At 69.3% G+C, this 19,080-nt stretch carries 18 protein-coding genes; 8 read left to right on the top strand and 10 right to left on the bottom strand.

The window, feature by feature from the left end; all coding sequences use genetic code 11:
• Window position 1: 1 nt before the first annotated feature.
• The 7 genes from ACOAMO_RS05470 to ACOAMO_RS05440 all read right to left on the bottom strand — a co-directional run bounded on the left by ACOAMO_RS05470 (window position 2) and on the right by ACOAMO_RS05440 (window position 7,169).
• Entirely contained in the window at window positions 2-688 is a 687-nt protein-coding gene (locus ACOAMO_RS05470; RefSeq protein ID WP_420176578.1) for a cytochrome c biogenesis CcdA family protein, read from the bottom strand.
• Window positions 689-692: 4 nt separating this feature from the next.
• Window positions 693-1,628 carry a tetratricopeptide repeat protein gene (locus ACOAMO_RS05465; RefSeq protein WP_420176577.1) on the bottom strand — a complete coding sequence of 312 codons (936 nt, stop codon included), beginning with the start codon at window positions 1,626-1,628 and terminating at the stop codon, window positions 693-695.
• Between the two features lie 158 nt (window positions 1,629-1,786).
• Window positions 1,787-3,355: an ammonia-forming cytochrome c nitrite reductase subunit c552 gene (locus ACOAMO_RS05460; RefSeq protein WP_420176576.1), complete on the bottom strand. Its 1,569-nt coding sequence runs from the start codon at window positions 3,353-3,355 to the stop codon at window positions 1,787-1,789.
• A 6-nt stretch (window positions 3,356-3,361) separates the two neighbouring features.
• A complete protein-coding gene (gene nrfH / locus ACOAMO_RS05455; protein ID WP_420176575.1) occupies window positions 3,362-3,856 on the bottom strand; it encodes a cytochrome c nitrite reductase small subunit in 495 nt (164 codons plus the stop codon).
• 186 nt (window positions 3,857-4,042) lie between these two features.
• On the bottom strand, window positions 4,043-4,735 hold the full coding sequence (locus ACOAMO_RS05450; protein WP_420176574.1) for a response regulator: 693 nt from the start codon (window positions 4,733-4,735) through the stop codon (window positions 4,043-4,045).
• Window positions 4,732-5,658, bottom strand: a complete 927-nt coding sequence (locus ACOAMO_RS05445) for a sensor histidine kinase (RefSeq protein ID WP_420176573.1) — start codon at window positions 5,656-5,658, stop codon at window positions 4,732-4,734. Before ACOAMO_RS05445 ends, ACOAMO_RS05450 begins: the two co-directional genes overlap by 4 nt.
• Window positions 5,659-5,777: 119 nt before the next feature.
• Window positions 5,778-7,169: a YibE/F family protein gene (locus ACOAMO_RS05440; RefSeq protein WP_420176572.1), complete on the bottom strand. Its 1,392-nt coding sequence runs from the start codon at window positions 7,167-7,169 to the stop codon at window positions 5,778-5,780.
• Between the two features lie 105 nt (window positions 7,170-7,274).
• Between ACOAMO_RS05440 and ACOAMO_RS05435 the strand changes: the two genes are divergently transcribed.
• On the top strand, window positions 7,275-8,207 hold the full coding sequence (locus ACOAMO_RS05435) for a DNA-3-methyladenine glycosylase family protein (RefSeq protein WP_420176571.1): 933 nt from the start codon (window positions 7,275-7,277) through the stop codon (window positions 8,205-8,207).
• Window positions 8,208-8,214: 7 nt separating this feature from the next.
• On the opposite strand, the gene ACOAMO_RS05430 is transcribed toward ACOAMO_RS05435, so the two are convergent.
• Window positions 8,215-8,802, bottom strand: a complete 588-nt coding sequence (locus ACOAMO_RS05430; RefSeq protein WP_420176570.1) for a DUF3267 domain-containing protein — start codon at window positions 8,800-8,802, stop codon at window positions 8,215-8,217.
• A 68-nt stretch (window positions 8,803-8,870) separates the two neighbouring features.
• Between ACOAMO_RS05430 and arfB the strand changes: the two genes are divergently transcribed.
• From arfB to ACOAMO_RS05405, 5 genes are all read left to right on the top strand, one after another.
• On the top strand, window positions 8,871-9,308 hold the full coding sequence (gene arfB, locus ACOAMO_RS05425) for an alternative ribosome rescue aminoacyl-tRNA hydrolase ArfB (protein WP_420176569.1): 438 nt from the start codon (window positions 8,871-8,873) through the stop codon (window positions 9,306-9,308).
• A 123-nt stretch (window positions 9,309-9,431) separates the two neighbouring features.
• The gene (locus ACOAMO_RS05420; protein ID WP_420176568.1) at window positions 9,432-10,637 is read left to right on the top strand and encodes a MarP family serine protease; all 1,206 of its coding nucleotides are present in this window, start codon (window positions 9,432-9,434) and stop codon (window positions 10,635-10,637) included.
• A gap of 61 nt (window positions 10,638-10,698) precedes the next feature.
• Window positions 10,699-11,472: a lysophospholipid acyltransferase family protein gene (locus ACOAMO_RS05415; RefSeq protein WP_420176567.1), complete on the top strand. Its 774-nt coding sequence runs from the start codon at window positions 10,699-10,701 to the stop codon at window positions 11,470-11,472.
• Between the two features lie 96 nt (window positions 11,473-11,568).
• Window positions 11,569-12,663, top strand: a complete 1,095-nt coding sequence (locus ACOAMO_RS05410; RefSeq protein WP_420176566.1) for a maleylacetate reductase — start codon at window positions 11,569-11,571, stop codon at window positions 12,661-12,663.
• Window positions 12,664-12,692: 29 nt separating this feature from the next.
• Complete coding sequence (locus ACOAMO_RS05405) at window positions 12,693-14,144, top strand: DUF2252 domain-containing protein (RefSeq protein ID WP_420176565.1); 1,452 nt, start codon at window positions 12,693-12,695, stop codon at window positions 14,142-14,144.
• Here ACOAMO_RS05405 and ACOAMO_RS05400 read toward each other — a convergent pair whose 3' ends face one another.
• Window positions 14,145-15,215: a hypothetical protein gene (locus ACOAMO_RS05400; protein WP_420176564.1), complete on the bottom strand. Its 1,071-nt coding sequence runs from the start codon at window positions 15,213-15,215 to the stop codon at window positions 14,145-14,147.
• 129 nt (window positions 15,216-15,344) lie between these two features.
• Here ACOAMO_RS05400 and tsaA point away from each other — a divergent pair, with 129 nt between their 5' ends.
• Window positions 15,345-16,070: a tRNA (N6-threonylcarbamoyladenosine(37)-N6)-methyltransferase TrmO gene (gene tsaA, locus ACOAMO_RS05395; protein ID WP_420176563.1), complete on the top strand. Its 726-nt coding sequence runs from the start codon at window positions 15,345-15,347 to the stop codon at window positions 16,068-16,070.
• A 90-nt stretch (window positions 16,071-16,160) separates the two neighbouring features.
• Here the strand turns inward: tsaA and ACOAMO_RS05390 are convergent, their stop codons facing one another.
• The gene (locus ACOAMO_RS05390; RefSeq protein ID WP_420176562.1) at window positions 16,161-17,039 is read right to left on the bottom strand and encodes an aminodeoxychorismate lyase; all 879 of its coding nucleotides are present in this window, start codon (window positions 17,037-17,039) and stop codon (window positions 16,161-16,163) included.
• Window positions 17,040-17,216: 177 nt separating this feature from the next.
• On the opposite strand from ACOAMO_RS05390, the gene ACOAMO_RS05385 reads away from it, so the two are divergent.
• Window positions 17,217-19,073, top strand: coding sequence for a glycoside hydrolase family 3 protein (locus ACOAMO_RS05385; protein ID WP_420176561.1), 1,857 nt, complete (start codon window positions 17,217-17,219; stop codon window positions 19,071-19,073).
• Window positions 19,074-19,080 lie beyond the last annotated feature (7 nt).

Here is a 19,080-nt window from a genome sequence, read left to right as displayed (position 1 = left end):
CTCATACTCCGAAGCTCTGGAGCTTGCTGAACTGGTCTGTGACCACCAGGAATCCGACCAGCACCAGCAGTGCTCCGGAGACCAGTTGGACCGCGGCCTCGTGGCGGGTGAACCAGGTGAGCCGCTCGCTCACCCAGGACGCCCCCAGCGCCACCGCGACGAAGGGGATCCCCAGCCCCAGGCAGTAGGCCACCAGCAGGGCGGCACCGTGCCAGACGCTGCTCGACTGGGTGGCCAGCGCGATGATCCCGCCCAGGATCGGCCCGATGCAGGGCGTCCACCCGGCGCCGAAGGCCAACCCGAGCGCCAGCGACCGGCCGGTGCTGGGGGCTTGGCTGCCGCGGCCCGAACGGGGGCCGCCCAGGCTGCGTGACAGGAAGGGGATCTCCACCAGGCCGGCCACGTGCAGGCCCATCACCACCAGCACCAGACCACCGGCCCAGCGCAGCAGGTCACGATGGTCACCGATCACCCAGCCGACCAGACCGATGGAGGCCCACAGCCCGACGAAGACCACGCTGAAGCCCAGCACGAAGGCCAGCGCCTGCCGCAGCGCGCCCAGCCTGGTGCGCTGCTCGTCGCTACCCACCAGGTAACCGACGTAGACCGGCACGATCGGCAGGAAGCAGGGTGAGGCGAAGCTGACGATGCCCGCCAGCAGCGCGATCGGAAGGGTCAGGTTGTCCATGTCATCAACGCGGCGGGGTGGCCGAGCCGGAAGGAGCCGACGAGGCGTTGGGAGTGGTGGGGGCCGAGGCGGCGGGTGTGGTCGATGACTTGGCCGCGGGGGTGCTGGACGGCCCTCCCAGGTGTGACTGGACGGTCTTGGCCAGATCCGAGTCCGGCTCCAGCTCGACCACCTTCTGCCAGGCGGCCTTGGCCTTGTCCATGTCATTGCGCGACATGTGCAGGAAGCCGAGGTTGTAGTGGATGACGGCCTTCTTGGGGTCCAGCTTGGCCGCCTGGTTCCAGGCCTTCTCCGCCTCGTCCAGGTTGGCGTCGTTGAAGTGCGCCACACCCAGTGCGGTCCACGCGTCGCTGTCCTTGGGGGTCACCTTGGTGACCCGTGCCTGCCACTGGGCGGCCTTCTTGTACTCCTGGGCGCCGTCGTAGATCTGGCCGAGCGCCTTCATCGACAAGACGTCCTTGGGATCCTTCTTGATCTTCTCCTCCAGGGTGGCCACCATCTTGGGGTCCACCGGCTTGGGAGTGCTCATCTGCTGCCCGTCGGCCGGGGATGAGGCCTCGCTGGTGGCCTGCTGGGGCTGCCCCCCGTCATCGAGCAGGTAGACGCCCAGGACGACGGCGGCACCCAGGGTGGCCAGCCCCAGACCCGTCACCAGCCGGTTGCGACGCTTGGGTGCGGCCGAGACCGCGGGCACCGCGGCAACCGGAGCCTGGTCCTCGAGCCCGCTCAGCTCCAGGTCCTCGTCGATCTGCGCGTCATCGCCCACGGCACGCTCGGCCAGACGGCGCTGTCGCTGGGCCCACCCGTCGAGTTCGGACGGCGCCTGGTCGAGGAAGGCGACCAGCTGTTCTCGCGCCGCTGCGACCTCTTCCGGGGTGGCATGCGCGGGCAACCCGAGGGCCTGGATCGCGGCGCTGCGCTGGCTGTCTGCGGTGGTCATCAGTGGCTCCCGAAGGCTGGCGTGTTAGATACGGAATGTGCAAGGCATATTCGTTGCCGCTCACTGTAGTGAGAGCCCTTCCATGACGAACGGGCGGGGGTGGACTTTGAGGTCCACCCCCGCCCGCTGGTCGGTCAGGAAGCTTGCTGCCTTGGCTTTCAGCCCTTCTTGCTCGGCGTCGCCGAGGGGGTCAGGCTGGCCGGAAGCTTGGGTGTCTGCGCGGTGGCAGGCGACTTCTCGGAGGCATTGGCATCGGCCTTCGCCTTCTTCTCGGCCGCGGCCTTCAGCTTCTTCTCGTAGGCCTTCTTGCCCTCCTCGCTCAGCGGAACGGGAGCCGGCTCGGTCTTCTTGCCCTGCAGGGCCAGCTGGCCCTGACGTGCCGCATTCGTGGCGTCGGCCAGGATCTGCTGGCTGTAGGCCGGGGCATGGAAGCCGTTGGAGTTCTCGCTCTCGGAGTAGTCCAGGTAGAAGGAGGCCTTGCGCTGGTACAGGCGCGCCGCTTCCAGACGATCCTCGGCGACCCCTGCCTTCTGCGCCGCCTCGATGTCGTCGATCAGCTCGTCGACGGCGGTGTAGGTGGCATCCATGGTCTTGAGGAAGTTGTTCTGGATGTTGCTGACCCGTTCCTTCATCTCCTTCTCGTCAGCCTTGTGACAGGTCTGGCAGGAGGAGTTCACGTCCAGCATCGGGCTGCGCACCTGGTGGTCGCTGACCTTCGCGGCACCCTGGCGCTTGTAGGGCATGTGGCAGTCGGCACAGCTGACGCCGGCCTTGGCGTGGATGCCCTGGCTCCAGGTCTCGAAGTCGGGATGCTGGGCCTTCAGGCCCGGCATGCCGGTGCGGGCATGCACCCAGTCGACGTGGCTGGTGCTGTCGGCGTACTCCTGCTCGATGTTGAGACCCTTGCTCCACGGGAAGTGCAGCGTGTTGCCCTCACCCTTGAAGTAGTACTCGACGTGGCACTGGGCACAGACATAGGAGCGCATCTCCGACGGGGTGGCGTCCTTGTTGACGTCGTAGTCCTTGATGCCCTCGCTGGCCTTGAGCGACTTGATGCCGTTCATGAAGGCCGGCTTGGTGACGCGCAGCGCCATGGTCTTGGGATCGTGGCAGTCGATGCAGGCGATCGGGTGCTCGAACTTGTCGGTGATGTCCAGGTACTTCTGGTGGTTGATCGCGTCGAAGCCCTTCATCAAGTCGCCGCCGCCCTCGTCCTTGAAGACGGTGTAGGTGGAGGCGTGGCAGTTGATGCAGGCACCCGGCTGATCGAATTCCTGCACGCGACGCGTCAGGCGCTGGTCGGTGAGCATGTACTCGTGGCCGCGGGCCTCGCGGTAGTCGACGGCGAAGGCGTAGCCGTCCCACAGCTTGCGCAGCCGCGGTTCACGATCCACTTCCTGGGCCGCCACCGTGGTGCGCGGGTCGTTCGCGGTGGCCTCGCGCTTGGTGGGATTGGAGCCGCCGTGCTCGGTGGGCTCCATGTCGGCCGTCTTCTTGTACATCTCGTACTGGATGGGGAAGTTCTTCCCCCAGATGGCCGGATCCACCGTGGTGTCGGTGAGCTCGACCGCCTGGAAGTAGGGCTCCTTCGCCTCACTCTGCTTCTTGACGACGTCCGCGAGCAGGGCGGCAATCACCAGGGTGGCCAGGAGGCTGGCCAGCACCAGCACTCCGAGGATCACCTTGGTCCGCCGCTTGGGCTCCGGAGGTGTCACTGGATTACTCATGACAGTTCACTTCCTGTGACCAACTTCGCTGTGGCATTGGACGCACGACACCTGGGTGTCATGGCTACGGGTCATCTGGACGTCCTCGGTCAGGTCGCCGTGGCAACGCAGGCAGTTCGCCTCGGCCACCTTCATGTTGACGTCGCGGATCTGGATGTTCTCGGGATACCAACCGGTGCTGAACTTCAGCCCGTGCAGGAATCCGTCCTCGGCCTTCACCCAGTACTTGTGCACGACGTTGTCGTGCGGCAGGTGGCAGTCATTGCAGGTGGCCACCGCGTGGTGGCTGCCCGCCTTCCATGCGTTGTACTCCTCGTTCATCGCATGGCAGTTGTTGCACGTGGCGGGATCGGTGCCGAAGTACGACAAGCCCTTCGCGAAGACGAAGGTGTAGACCCCCAGACCGATCACGCCACCGATCGCGATGGCCAGCACCGACAGGACGATGGTCTTCATGTCCAGGTACTTCTTGACCCAGCCGACCATTCCACCTCCTGCCATCGCGCACCTCCTGATCCAGCCAGCCGACCACCCCCCGGAGCGGGTGGGGTCAGACGTGGCACCCATTGACGAAATCATCCCGTGCCGCCCAGCGGCACACCATCCCTCGTTGGATAGAACTTGGGCATATTCCGCGGTGTCGACGGCACATCTTCGCCCCAGTCAGAGTTTATTTCACCGGATTTTTCACGGAGCTGGCGGGGTGGCCAGACCCTGCCGCACGATGTAGGCCGCGGCCTGGATCCGGTTGTCCATCCCCAGCTTGCGCAGCGCATTGTGCACATGGTTCTTGACGGTGCCCTCGGTGATGGACAGCCGGGAGCCGATCTCGCGGTTGCTGAGACCACCGGCCACCAGCCGGAGGATCTCCAGCTCGCGGGCACTCAATGCCGGCGGCTCCTGCACCTCGGGGCTGCCACCGGCCGTCGGCGCGCCCTGCCTCAGCTCGGCCAGCAGGCGTCCCACCAGCGCCGGCGCCACCGGGTTCTCGCCGCGCATCACCTGGCGGAAGGTCTCGAACAGCTCCTTCGGGTGCATGTCCTTGAGCAGGTAGCCGTGCACCCCCTGCCGCACCGCGGGCAGCAGGTGGTCGTCGTCCTCACTCACGGTGAGCATCACGACCTTGGTGGCCGGCAGGTCGTGCAGGATGCGGCTCGCGGCCTGCACCCCGTCCATCACCGGCATCTCGACGTCCATCAGCACCACGTCGGGGCGCAGCTCGTGGGCCAGTTCGACGCCCTCCAGGCCGTTGTTGCCCTGCCCGACCACCACCAGATCTGGCTGTTCGTCCACCAGGGAGGCGATGGCGCGCCGAAACAGGGGCTGGTCGTCCACCAGCAGGACCCGGATCGGCTCCGGGGCAGGCACGGACTGGTTCATCCCAAGACCTCCATCCGGCATGGCAGCCGAGCCTCCACCCGGGTGCCCTCACCCACCCGCGAGGTCACCGCGAAGGTGCCGCCCAGCTGCTCGACGCGTTCGCGCATGGTGTGCAGGCCGTAGTGGTCGGCGTGCCCGGCACGCTGCGCGTCAAAACCCACTCCGTCGTCGCAGACGCTCAGCACGGTGCCCTCGTCGCCGTGCCCCAGCCGCACCACCGCATTGCTGGCCCGGGCGTGCTTGCGCACATTGGTGAGAGCCTCCTGCACCACCCGGCTGAGTTGCACCTCATGGGCCGGGGGCAGCTGCGCCCCTTGACCCCAGGGCGGCTGCGCCCCTTGCCCCAAGGGCGGCTGCTCCGGGGCCTCCGGCTCGACGTCCAGCTCCAGCCGGGCCGCGACTCCGCTGGAACGCGACCAGCTGGCCAGGTAGTGCTCGAGGCCCTCGACGAAGCCCCGATCGGTGCGGCCCGATTCGCGCAAGCCCAGGATCGACTCGCGCACGTCGCGGCACGACTCACGGCACAGGTCGGCCAGCTCCCCCAGCTCGGCCCGCACCCGCCCGGCCGCCTCCAGCTCGGGAGCATCCTGCAGGGTGCGCAGCTTCAGGTGCGCCACCGAGAGCACCTGGGCCAATGAGTCGTGCATCTCCCGCGCGATGCGTTCCCGCTCCTGCAGCACGGCACTGTGCCGTTCGGCTGCCACGGCACGTTCCTGCAGGGCGAGCATGTGCCGAAAGCCACGCTCCACCTGGTGCGAGACGAGCAGCCCGAAGACGATCACCGCCAGCGCGCCCCCGGCCGCGGCGGCCAGGTGCGTGCGGCTGGGCCACACCAGGGGAAAGACGGACATGAAGACCAAGGGCAGCACGACCACGGCGATCCTCAGCAGACGGAGCCGACGCTCCACGTCCTCGCGCTGCATGGCCACCCCTTCACCGGGCCCCGGTCATCAGGGCACTGTGCCCCCACTGGGCACTGTGTCTGAGGCAAGCGTATTTGACACAGTTTTGACTTGGTTTTTGGGGGTGGGGGTATCGAAGGTCACACCTCGTCGGAGCCCGTGGAACCCGGGCGTCGGTACCTCTCGTGATCGGCCGCCGCAGCGCCCCGCCCGCGTCGGTTGCTGGCGGAGGGCTGGCTCGCGAGGTCTGCTTGCCGGGGCCCGCTCGGCTCGCGGAGCTCATTGCCCTTGGCCCGCAGCGGGGCGGCCGAGGAGCCACCCTTGGCGCCACCACCAGCCGCGACGGCGGCCGCCGCGATCGCCGTGGTCATCGGCACCGAGAGCACCAGACCGATCGAGCCGACCAGGGTGCGCACCAGCTCACCGGCGAACATCTCCCCGGTCATCACCTCGCCGAAGGGCCGCTGGTACATGGTCAGCAACAACAGCGTGGGCAGGATGGCACCCGCCGTCGCGAAGGCCGTCGTGTAGACCGTCGAGGCAATGTGGTCGCGGCCAATGCGCATGGCGCCCTTGAACAGTTCACCGCGGCCGCGCTGGCCGTCGGCGATCTCCCAGACCGCGGAGGCCTGCGTGATGGTCACGTCATTCAGCACGCCCAGCCCGGCGATCACCACGCCACACATCACCATCGCCTGCAGGTTCAGGTCTGGCGCGGCACTGGCCAACAGGAAGTCGTCCTCATTGGAGACACCCGTCAGGTGTGCCCACTTCGTGGCCCAGTAGCCCAGCCCCGCGGCGATCAGCAGACCGGCCAGGGTGCCCACCAGCGCCGTCGTCGTGCGAGTGGAGAAACCGTGTGCGGCATAGAGCACGACGAACATGATCGCGGAGCTCGCCGTCAGGCCCACCAGCGTCGGGTTGTGCCCCACGATCAGCGCGGGGAACATGAACTTCCACATCACCGCACCGGCGAAGACCAGGCCCAGGAGCGAGGCGAAACCACGCCAGCGCGCCACCACGACCACCAGCAGCGCAAAGACCGCCGCGAAGAAGATCAGCGGGGTGGAGCGCTGGAACTCGGCGAACTGGTAGTTCACCGAACCGTCCTGCGGTGAGGGGGTGCGGTAGACCTTGATCTGGTCCCCCACCTCGACCCCCGACGAATAGTGCGCCGCGGTCAGCGGCACCTCCTTGGTCTGGCCCGCCTCCGGCCCCTCGTCCAGGTGCACCTGCAGCTGGGCGCAGGGACGCGTCTCGTCGGCCACCGACCCGGTCATGCCGTCACAACTGATCTCATTGACCATGGTGACGGTGGCTCCGGGAAGGGTCACCCCCTCCACCATGACCGTGGCCGAATCGGCCCGGACGTGCGCCTGCATGTTGTGCGGCCACATCAGCACCAGGGCCGCGATGGTGGCCAGCCCGATGGGAATCAGGAAGCCGAGCATCCAGCCGAGGGCGCGCCGCTGGGCGCGAGCCACCTCCGGGCTGGGCGGGGCGGAGGAACCGTGGGAATGCGCGTGTGCCATGACGGGCCCTACCTTATGTTCAGTGCACATGGACGATTTGTGGGTGACGACTGCCTGGACCCCCGGCGCACCCCCGTGCGGTCAGACACCGTGCTGTCGGACACCGTGACCTTATCCAACCGGCCCGGCGCCTCGCGACGGCTGCCGGGCGCCGCGGGACGGCTGGACGCGTGCCTGGGACGGCTGCGTCGCGGGCCGGGCGACCCCACCCATCGCAGGGTGGGAGAGGTCTGGTGGCGCAGCTGCTGGACCCCCGAGGGCTCCGCGCTGCTGCAGCTGCGCGACGACGGCGACGACGTCGCGCTGCGGGCCTGGGGAGAGGGCGCCGAGTGGGCCCTGGACCAGGCCCCGCGGCTGCTGGGCTGCCACGACGAGGGCCGACTCGAGACCAGCCATCCGGTACTGCGCGAACTGGTGCATCGCTTCCCACGGTTGCGCGTGGGCGCCACCGACCTGGTCTGCGAGAGCCTGCTGCCCAGCGTCGTGGAGCAGAAGGTGACCGGCGCCGAGGCCTTCCGCGCCATCCATCGGTTGACCCGCCGCCTCGGCGAGCCCGCGCCGGGGCCAGCCGGCACCCGGGGGCATCCGGCCGAGGGCATGCGGCTGCCACTGCGGCCCGCGCAGTGGGCGGGCATCGCGTCGTGGGACTACCTCAAGGCCGGTGTGGACCAGCGACGAGCGACGACGTTGGTGGGCGCCGCCCGTCGCTCCCGCGCACTGGAACGCACCCTGACCAGCAGTGATGCGGATGCGGCGCTGCGCAGCCTGCCCGGCATCGGCCCGTGGACCAGTGCCCGCACCCGGCAGCAGGCCCACGGCGATCCCGATGCCTGGAGCATCGGCGACTACCACGTGCCGCGGCAGATCAGTCTGGCCCTGTGCGGTGAGGAGCTCGACGACGATGATTGCGCCGAGCTGCTGGAACCCTTTGCCGGGCAGCGTTATCGAGTGGAGCTGCTGGTGCTGTTGGGCGGCCCCCGACGGGAACGCCGCGGCCCTCGTCGCAGTCTTCCCACCCACCTGCCCACCAGGTGGTGAGCCGGACTCAGGCCGCCGGGCGCAGCACCCGGATGCCGGCGCGCTGGTCCTCGACGAGGGTGCCGGGTGCCTCCTTGTAGGCCGCCCAGCACAGCCACAGGTCACCCACCCCGCCCGACAGGTGCAGCGAGAAGGGGATCACCCACCAGCTGGGCGAGGAACCCCAGACGATCATCGAGAACAGCACCAGGTTGACCACCACATTGGGCATGGCGCAGATGACGATGTACTGCCACCGCGTGAACAGGTGACCCTCGCAGGTGGTGTAGAGGTAGGGCAGACCGGGCGACATGATGCCCGCGCCGAAGCGCGGCCGGGCATGCAACGCGGCCATGCCCAGTCCGTGCAGCAATTCGTGCACCGCCAGGGTTCCCAGCCCGATCAGGGCCGTGCCGAGCACCGCCTGCAGGGCGCGCTGCGAGGTGAGCACGAACATCCCGCCGTAGGAGCCGCGCAGGCCGAGCACGAGCAGGCCCAGGGCCATGCCCAGTGCCAACAGACCCGTCCCGAGGGCCGCCATCCAGGCCTCGGACCGCTCACCCGGTTCCTTGGCCACCAGGGAGCCCTCATCCACAGGTGACGGTGGGATGATCATGATGCGATCCTATGTGGCCGCCCGCCTGGAGCGGCCTGCCACTTGTCTCACTCTCAGGGAGTTCTGTCATGGACCTCGTCGTGCCACCGGGCCCGGGAATCGCCCAGGGGATGGTGATCGCCGAAAGTGAGCTGCGTGAAAGCTTCAGCCGCTCGTCGGGCCCCGGTGGGCAGGGTGTGAACACCAACGATTCGCGCGTGCAGCTGGCCCTGGACCTGGCCACCTGCAGCGGGATCGACGAGGCTCGCCGCGAACGACTGTTGGAGCGGCTGGCCCCTCGCCTGGACGGGACGGTGCTGACCGTCGAGGCCCAGGAACACCGGCAGCAACGACGCAACCGGGTTGCCGCCCGGGAACGGATGGCGGCCCTGCTGCGCGAAGCCCTGGCCCCACCTCCCCCACCCCGTCGAGCCACCCGACCCACCCGCGGATCGGTGCGACGCCGCCTGGAGGCCAAGAAGCGCCGTGGCCAGACCAAGGCGCTGCGGGCGCGGCCGCGCGACTGAGCCTCACCGACTGGGGCTGGACGCTCGCCGCGGGGACGGCATTTCGACAGCGCGGCGGCGAGCAGCGAAACCGCTTCACAGCTTGGCGAGGCACCATGGTGCTTCCCCGACCCCAAGGACACGATGACCGACCACACATGGCTCGACCTGGCGCTGGCGCTGGCCCTGCTGCTGCAGGCTGCCCGCGGATGGCGCCTGGGTGCGCTGACCAGCATCTCCGGACTCGTCGGACTGTTGGGAGGTGCCGTGCTGGGCCTGTGGGCCGCTCCCCAACTCGTCGACCGCTTCGGCAGCCATCTGGAGGAACCGTTGCCCGCCATCCTCGTGGTCGGCGGGGTCCTGCTCACAGCGGTCTTCGGCGAGGCCCTGGTAGGTGGGCTGGGGCACCGGCTGCGACTGCGCACCCGGGATCTCACCGCGCAACGGCTCGACCAGGTGCTGGGCGCCGTGGCCTCGATGGTGGTCTTCAGCACCACGGTGACCCTGCTGGGCGGTGCGGTACGTCCCGTCCTGCCCCAGAGCTGGGCCGCGACGATGAACCGTTCGGCCGTCCTGCCGTGGATGGATGCCGTCACGCCCGACCAGGCTGGCCGCTTCACCCAACAGTTCACCCAGCGCTTGGGCGACGTCGGCTTCCCGCGCGTGTTCAGCGGGTTGGCCCCCGAGCCCGTGCTGCCCGTGCCAGAACCGGACGGATCGCTGGCCGATTCCCAGGCGGTGGCTCGCGCCAGTGCCAGCATCGTGCGCATCTCCAGCAGCGGCGAGCGTTGTGAGCGCGGCAGCTCCGGCTCCGGCTGGGTGGTTGCCGGAAACCGGGTGGTGACCAATGCGCACGTGGTGGCCGGTGGAACCGACATCCGCGTGCAGGTGGCCGGGCGTGGCCCCCGCCTCCAGGCAACCCCGGTGGCCTTCGACCCCGACCTCGACCTGGCCGTGCTCGACGTGCCGCGACTGCAGGCCCCTGCCCTGGCGCGCGCCGGGCAGCAGGCCAAGGGCGACGGCGTCGTCGTGGCGGGCTTCCCGCAAGGTGAGGGTTACACACTGCGGGCCGCCCGGGTGCGCGGGATCGTCGAGGCAGAGGGTGATGACATCTACGGCGGCGGCGGGGTGCGTCGTCAGGTCTACTCGCTGGCCGGCGACGTGCGGCGCGGCAATTCAGGCGGCCCGCTGCTGACCCCCGAGGGCACCGTCGCGGGAACCATCTTCGCCCGCTCGATGGTGGACCCCAAGACCGGCTATGCCCTCACCGACAAGGCCACCGACGACCTGCTCGACCAGGCAGCCAGCCTGCAGACCCCGGTGAGCACACAGGGCTGCGCCCGCGCCTGAACCGCCGGGGCGCCGCCAAGATGGACGGGCACCAGCGGCCAGTTCGTGGCATGCTCGTCGGGTGCAGGAAGCCCCCAAGAAGATTCCCCGCAACCCCTCGACCCCCACGACCGTGCCGAGCCGCTACCGCGATCGCCGGCTCGCCTCCCTGCGACGCGTGATCCGCAAGACCGGCATGGCCGGACTGGTGAAGATCGCCGTCGACGTGGAACTCTCCGGCGCCGAGAACGTCGAAGGACTTGAAGGTGCCTTCATCGTCGTGGCCAACCACTCCTCACATCTGGACACCGCGCTGATCTACTCGGCGCTGCCAGACCACCTCACCACCAACCTCGCCGCCGGCGCCGCGGCCGACCACTTCTTCCTGCACTGGTACACGGCCCTGGCACCGGTGGTGTTGTTCAATGCCTACCCGATCGACCGTCCCGGCCGACCCCACAAGGGCAACCACAAGGGCCTGTCCTCGGCACTGCTCAAGGCGGGTGTGCCGCTGCTCATCTTCCCGGAGGGAACCCGCTCCCGCACCGGCGCCATGGCCAGCTTCACCCCCGGCGTGGGCCGGCTGTGCGCCAGCGCCAAGGTGCCGTGCATCCCGGTGGCGCTGGTGGGTTGTTCCGAGGCCTGGCCGGCCAACAACCGACTGCCCCGCTGGCCGCGCCGCAAGGTGCACGTCGTGGTGGGACGCCCCCTCGAACCCCGCCCCGGCGAGGGAACCGGCGCCTTCACCCGTCGCGTGGAACGCCAGGTGGTCGACCTTCACGACGCCCACGCCGAACGCTTCGGCATGCGCTCGCTGGCAGTGCTGGCCGCCCGACGAGCCCGCCGCGGCCTCTGACGTCGGGAATCCGACTCCGACGGCCGAGCCCCCTTCCGACGGCCGAGCTCCCTTTCGACGGCCGAGCCTGTCGAGGCCCCTTCAGATGGAGGACACATGACCGCCTTCACCCACCGCACCCTCCCGCAGACCGTCGTGCTCGAGACCGGGCGCGCCTCCCACCATCTGGGCGAGGCCCTGACCACCCTCGGCCGGCATCGCGTGATGCTGATCAGCTCGCGCCGCGACGAGGCGGCAGCCCGTCAACTCACCGACGGGCTGGACGTGGCAGAACACTGGACCGAGGTGGCCCAGCACGTCCCCGTCGAGCTGGCGGAACGGGCCCGCGTCGCCACCGAACGGGCCGGCGCCGACGTGATCGTCTGCCTGGGCGGAGGCTCGACGATCGGCCTGGCCAAGGCCATCGCCCTCACCAGCGGCCTGCCCATCGTCGCGCTGCCCACCACCTACGCGGGCTCGGAGGCCACCCCGATGTGGGGGCTCACGCAGGACCGCACCAAGACCACGGGCGTCGACGACGGGGTGCTGCCCCACACCGTGATCTACGACGCCACCTACTCCGCAGGCCTGCCGCTGGAGCTGACCGTCTCGTCGGCGCTGAATGCCCTGGCGCACAGCGTCGACTCGCTGTGGGCCCCCAGCACCGATCCGATTGCCCAGGCCCTGGGGCTGGACGGGGCCCGCGCCCTGGCCGCCGCGCTGCCGGTGCTGGTGGACGACCCCGGCAACCTGGCGGCCCGCAGCCAGTGCCTCTATGGCGCCTACCTTTCGGCGGTCTCCTTCACCACGGCCGGATCGGGCCTGCACCACAAGATCTGCCATGTGCTGGGAGGCACCTTCTCGCTGCCGCACGCCCAGACCCACGCCGTCGTGCTGCCCCATGTGCTGGCACTGAATGCCCCGGCGGTCCCGCGGCAGGCCGAGCGGCTGGCCACGGCACTGGGCGCGCGCAGCCTCGACGACCCGGCAGCCGCCGCCTGTGCTGCCCTCGACGAGCTCTGCCGCAGCACCGGCGCCCCCCGCAGCCTGCGCGAGCTGGGCATGCCCGAATCCGGACTGGCCGAGGCCACCGAACGCGTACTGGCCGTCGCGCCGAGCAGCAATCCGGCCCCGGTCACCGAAGAGCGGATCGCCCGGTTGCTGCGCGAGGCTTGGGCCGGCCCCCACCCCGCAAACCCGACGGGCCGGTAGCATCCAAGAACCCCCACCGGAGGAAGCCCATGGTTCCGCACACCGTCCAAGGCCACGACAAGGGCGGCGACGCCTTCTCGTCCTTTCGCATCCCCGCCTCCAACCGCTCGGAGCGGGTGAAGCAGGGCAAGGCACTGCGGCAGGGCACGCCGCACGCCAGCCTGGGCGACTGGACCCCCACCAGCGACCGCCCCAACATCGTCGACCTGGTGGAGCAGACCCATCAGGGCCGCCTCGAATGGCTCTTCGCGCTGCGCATCGGCCGGATCGCCGCCTCACCCTTCGGACTGCTGCGCGGCAGCGCCCACATGATGGCCCACGACGTGGCGCATCTGCCCGCCACCGGGATCCACACCACGGCCTGTGGCGACGCGCACATCGGCAACATCGGCTTCTACCGCTCCCCCGAGGGCAACCAGGTCATCGACCTCAACGACTTCGACGAGGCCCACACCGGCGCGTGGGAATGGGACCTGCGTCGACTCACCGCCTCGATCTGGGTGCTGGGACGTGTCAACGGGGCCAGTGAGGACTCCTGCGCCGATGCGGTGCAGAACTGCGTGGTCTCCTATCGCGACGAGGTCAGCTTCCTGTCCAAGCAGCCGCTGCTGTGGCGCGCCTTCAACCACCTCGACCTGGACCAGCTGCACGAGACCACCACTGAGAAGGAACTGCGCAACGAGATCCAGCGCGCCGCCAAGGCCGCTCGCAAGCGCACCGACGACCGGATGCTGCCCAAGCTGGCCGGCGGCGCCACCAGCGCCTCCGAGATCGTCGACTCGCCGCCCCTGGTCACCCACCCCGACGGCCCGCTGCGCGAACTGCTCGAGCAGGCCTTGGACGACTACCTGGCCACCCTGACCCCACAGTGGCGACGCATCGTCGGCGGGTACACCCTGGTGGACATCGCCCACAAGGTGGTAGGCGTCGGATCGGTCGGCATGCGCTCCTGGGTGGCGCTGCTGGTGGGATCGCGTGAGGACGACGTGCTCTTCCTGCAGCTCAAGCAGGCCCAGCGTTCGGTGCTGGCCCCCTACGTGCACGGCGAACGCGCCTGGCACAAGCACCAGGGCCAACGGGTGGTGGAATACCAGCAGCAGCTGCAGACCGTCTCCGACCCGCTGCTGGGTTGGACCACCGCCGGCGAACACCAGTACTACGTGCGCCAGTACCGAAACATGAAGGGTGGCGTGCCGCTGGAGTCGATGAGCCCCTCGTCGCTGGTCGACTACGCCGGCATCACCGGGCACCTGCTGGCCAAGGGTCATGCCCGCACCTCGGGCGCGTCGGTGATCAGTGGCTACCTGGGCAAGAAGCCCCCGGTCACCGAGGCCTTCCAGCGCTGGGCCAAGGCCTATGCGGACCAGACCGAGAAGGACCACGCCGAGGTGGTGGCCGCCGTGAAGTCCGGCCGGCTGCCGTGGGAGGAGCCGCTCACCAAGACCGGCCCGCGCCCCATCTGGCGCCCCGACGAGGGGTAGTCAGGGGCGCGACCAGTCCCGCACCACGCGGTCACGCTTGACTGCCTCGACGACTGCGAACACGCCGAAACCGAGTAGCAACGGATAGTTGGCATGGCGCCCACCACTCAATCCGTGGGCGGTGAAGGCCAGGGCCAGGAACATGCACGCCTTGAACAGCGCCAGCTCCCAGCTCCGAGGCGATTCGAAGGCGTCATCCCGCCCGATTCCCCCGCCTCGCCCAGAGGCCCACTTCTGGACCATCGCTGCTCTCGCCTCACCCTCGTCCCCCCGGGCGACCGTCCCGACACTTCCGGACACGGACTCGACGACATGGCGTTCCTGGCCGTCAGACGACGAGAGGGTGACCACGCGCCCGACATCACGCGCCTGCAGCCGCCATGATCTCGGGCCCTGCACGACGAGTTCGTCACCCTGCAGCGTGACGCGCGTCGGCCTGGAACGCCACCACCCATAGGCGGCCAGCCCGACGGACAGCGCCGCCCCGGCCCAACCCTGCCACGGAACCGTCGTCCACAGTGGAGCCGCGCACATCGCAAGGGCCTGCACCACGAAGTAGATGGTCAGGCCCACCGACACGTTCGCGCGCGGGAGGGTCCATGCCTGCTCGCCCGACGGCTCGGCGGGGCGCAGCCTCATCGCATCCCCCTCGATGCCCGCCCACAGCCGGATCGCAGTGGCATTGCGTTCGGCATTCGCCTCGCGGTCGGTGAGGTTGAGCATGGTACGGCGCCGGTCCTGGTGGATGATCTGGAGGTTGGAGAACATGGCCTGACGGACCACGCGGACGTCGGCGATGTCGTCGCGATCCACCGGCTTGCTTCCCGGCACGAGGTGGGTGGTCAACTGCCGCTCACCCAGTCGTAGGGTGCGCCGCGCCATCCAAGCCACGAAGACCACGGTCACAAGGGCCAGCACTCCGACCATCGCCCAGATGATCCCGCGGTTGGCGCGTGGCACCCCGAACAGTGCGAAACCCGCCAGCACCAGGACCCATACCAGGGAACCGAGACCAAAGGGGCGCCACAGCTGGGAGCGCAGCTCGGTCGTCGTCTCGTCGAAGGTGGTCACCAGCGTGACGCTAGCCAGCACGGTGGCTGCTCGGAAGCCCCTTTCGCCGCTGGCTCAAGAGGCCCTCACCCGTCGAGGACGTCCAGGTCCAGGTCTGGGCCTTGCGGCACGTGCCCTACGGTGAGTCCCATGACCGAGCGCCCGCCCTACCGCACCATCGCCCGGGTGCACACGGACTTCCCGTCGAAGTTCGGGGTGCCACGACAATCCGGCCTGGTGCCGGAATTGCTGGCCCGGGTGGTCTTCGAGCCGGAGTTCCGCTCCTTGGACGCGGTGCGCGGGATCGAGGGCTTCAGCCACCTGTGGCTGGTGTGGGAGTTCGACAAGTCGGTGTCCGGGCGGGACTGGTCGCCGACGGTGCGCCCACCGCGGCTTGGCGGCCACGACCGGTTGGGGGTCTTCGCGACGCGCTCCCCCTTCCGCCCCAACCCGATCGGCCTGAGCTCGGTACGGCTGGTCTCCGTCGAGACGTCCGGCGAGGACGCCCCGGTGCTGGTGGTCGGCGGCGCCGACCTGGTGGACGGCACCCCCTTGCTCGACATCAAGCCCTACATCCCCTACGACCTCCACCCCGACGCGACCAGCGGTTTCATCCAGACCAACCCGGAGAGCTGGTACCGCGTCGACTTCCCGCCCGACCTGCTGGGCCGGGTTCCCGAGGAGCGCCGCGAGGCGCTGCTGGGCGTGCTGGCCCACGATCCCCGGCCTCGCTTCATGGATGACCCCACCCGGGTCTTCGGCCTGCCCTTCGCGGGGCTCGACGTGCGCTTCACCATCGATGCCACCACCGTGCGCGTGGTCGACGTGCGGCCGCTGACCCACGACGCGGGGTCCGACTGGCCCGGTTATCGCTGAACCACGTCAGAAGTTGGCCTGAAAACGTGAGCAAAGGAAATTTGAACGTGTCGTGCGCCGTATACGTCCAAGTTCTGACGCGCTCACGGTTCAGAAGCCCGCGAACCTCATGATCGCGGCGGTCAGTTCGGCGTCAACCCGGAGCGGACGGCCGTCGAGCTCGACGATGGGCGATGGGCCGCGGCTGGAACTGACCAGACAGACCCCATCGGCGACGAACAGGTCGTCGACGGGCACCAGTTCCACGCGGGTGGTCCAGCCGGCGGCGCTGGCGGCGTCCATGATGCGATCCACGGTCACCGAGGCCAGGATGCCGGTGTCACCGGTGGGGGCCGTGCGCAGCACACCATCGCTGACCACCACCAGCCCCGAGGTTGGCCCGTCCAGCGCGAAGCCGTCGGTGCTGACGAAGATCGCGTCGTCGGCTCCCCGACGCCTGGCCTCGCGGGCGGCAGCACTGTTGACCACGTAGCTGAGCGTCTTCACCCCGCCCAGCAACCACGGGGCCCTGGCGAAGGCGTCGGAGGGGCGTCCGGTGGACAGCGTGACCGCCCGCAAGCCCCGCACCACGGGGTCACCACCGGACGAGGGCCGCACGCTGGAGGCCTTGCGTGGGCTGATGGTCAACAGGGCCAGCGGACCCGAGTCGGGGTCCCATTCGCGTCCCCGGGTCAGGATGAACTTCATGGTGGCCGGCCCCGGCTGCCGCCAGGCCTCCAGGGCCTGTTCCACCAGCTCCTCCCACGCCTGGCGAGGTGGGCCGTCGATCTCCAACCGTGACGCGGAGGCGGCCAGCCGGTCGAGGTGTTCGGCAAGGTTGACCACTCGCGCGCCGTCCTCGTCGCACAGCAACAGGGCGGAATCGAAGCAGCCGTCGCCACGGGCAAAGCCCAGGTCGTCTGCGTGCACCACCGGCTCGTCGTCCGAGACGACGCCCCGCCCCAAGACTGCCACCAGATGTTCTGCCATGGCCCCATTGAACCCCCGCCGCGAGGCACCGTCCATGGCGGCGGAAGCGGCACCACGAAGGCAACCACGACCCCTTGACCCCGACCATGTTGAATGAAAAGCTCCACTCAAAGAGCTCAATCTGACGAGTTTCTTCCGGTCACGATGCGGTGACCGACACCCCACGAGGAGCACCCCATGGTCCAGCCAACCTTCCACACGAATCGACGCACCCTCCTGCGCGGCGTGGGAATCGCTGCGGTGGCGGGCGGCCTGTCCGCCTGCCCGGGCGGCGCCCTGGCCTCCCCGTCACGCAAGGGCCCTGGACGCGACCCCGACGCAGTCAACGTTCCCGGCACCACCGCGGCCCAGCGGGCCTGGGCACGCCGCACCCTGCGCGGCATGAGCCGGGAGCAGAAGATCGGTCAGGTCTTCAACCAGTACCTGTACGGCAGCGACGCGCACACCGTCACCGAGGCCGACGCCGCAGAGAACCTCAAGCTCTATGGCGTGCGAACCCCGGCCGAGGTGGTCGCCAAGTACCACCTGGGCGGCGCCATCTACTTCGCCTGGACCAACAGCGTCAACGATCCGGAGCAGATCGCCACCCTCTCCAATGGATTGCAGCAGGCCGCGCTCGAGGCCAACGGCGCCCCGCTGACGATCAGCATCGACCAGGAGAACGGAGTCGTCACCCGCATGGGGCCACCGGCCACCACCCTGCCCGGCGCGATGGCCCTGGGCGCCACTCGCTCTCCGCATGAGGCCCGTCTGGTCTCGCGGATCAGCGGCCAGGAACTGCGCGCCGTGGGCGTCACGATGAACCACGCCCCGGACGCCGACGTCAACGTCAATCCCACCAACCCGGTGATCGGTGTGCGGGCCGTCGGATCGGATCCCCAGCTCGTCTCCCAGATCGTCGCCGCACAGGTGCGCGGACTGCAGGTCAACAAGGGGGTCAGCGCCACCGCCAAGCACTTCCCCGGCCACGGCGACACCGCCACCGACAGTCACGTCGGCCTGCCCGAGATCCCCCACAGCCGCGAGGAGTGGGAACGCATCGACCTGCCGCCCTTCCAGGCCGCCATCGACGCCGGGATCGACTCGATCATGACGGCGCACCTGCTGATGCCCGCGCTGGACGACTCGGGCGATCCAGCCACGCTCAGCCACAAGATCGTCACCGGCGTGCTGCGCGAGGAGCTCGGTTTCCAGGGCCTGGTGGTCACCGACGGCCTGCAGATGGAAGGTGTGCGCCAGAAGTACGGCGACGGCGAGGTGGCCGTGCGCGCCCTGCTGGCCGGCGTCGACATGCTGTTGATGAGCCCGGACATGCCCGCGGCGTGGAAGGCCGTCACCGAGGCCGTCGACTCCGGGCGCATCCCGATGGCGCGCCTCGACGAGGCAGTGCTGCGCAACCTGCAGACCAAGGCCAAGCGCGGCGTCGTCGCAGACCCGATCGTCGACGCGAAGCGCGTCTCCCGCGTGGTGGGCTCCAAGCAGCACCAGCGGGTTGCCGCCGCGGTGACCGCCGAGAGCATCACCCTGCTCCGCAATGAGGGCGACGTCCTGCCCCTGGCACCCCAGCAGCTCACGGTGGCCGTCGCCGGGTGGAGCAGCGGCGCCGAGACCCACGACGCCCTGGCCGGTGCGCTGCGCAAGCACGGTGCGACGGTCACCGCCACCGCGACGGGAGCAAGCCCGACGCAGGAGCAGGTGGACGCGGCGGTCGGTGCCGCCACGCAGGCCGTCGTCAGCATCGTCACCACCTACAACGTCGAGGAGGACTCCCGACAGATCGCCCTGGTGGAGGCACTTCGCGCCACCGGCAGGCCCATCGTCGTGGTCGCCCTGCGCAATCCCTATGACATCGCCCACTTCCCGCAGGTCGACGCCTACCTGGCCAGTTACGCGTGGAGCCCGATGGCCATGCAGGCAGTGGCCGACGTGCTGGTGGGCGCCAACTCGCCCACCGGCAAGCTGCCGGTCACCATCCCCGCCGCCGACGATCCCGCCAAGACCCTGTACCCCTTCGGTGCGGGCCTGGCCCTCTGACGGACAG

Origin of the sequence: Luteococcus struthionis (assembly GCF_048595755.1) — a bacterium.
Taxonomy (GTDB): Bacteria; Actinomycetota; Actinomycetes; order Propionibacteriales; family Propionibacteriaceae; genus Luteococcus.
The sequence above is the reverse complement of the archived record's forward strand: the minus strand, read 5'-3'. Positions and strand labels throughout refer to the sequence as shown.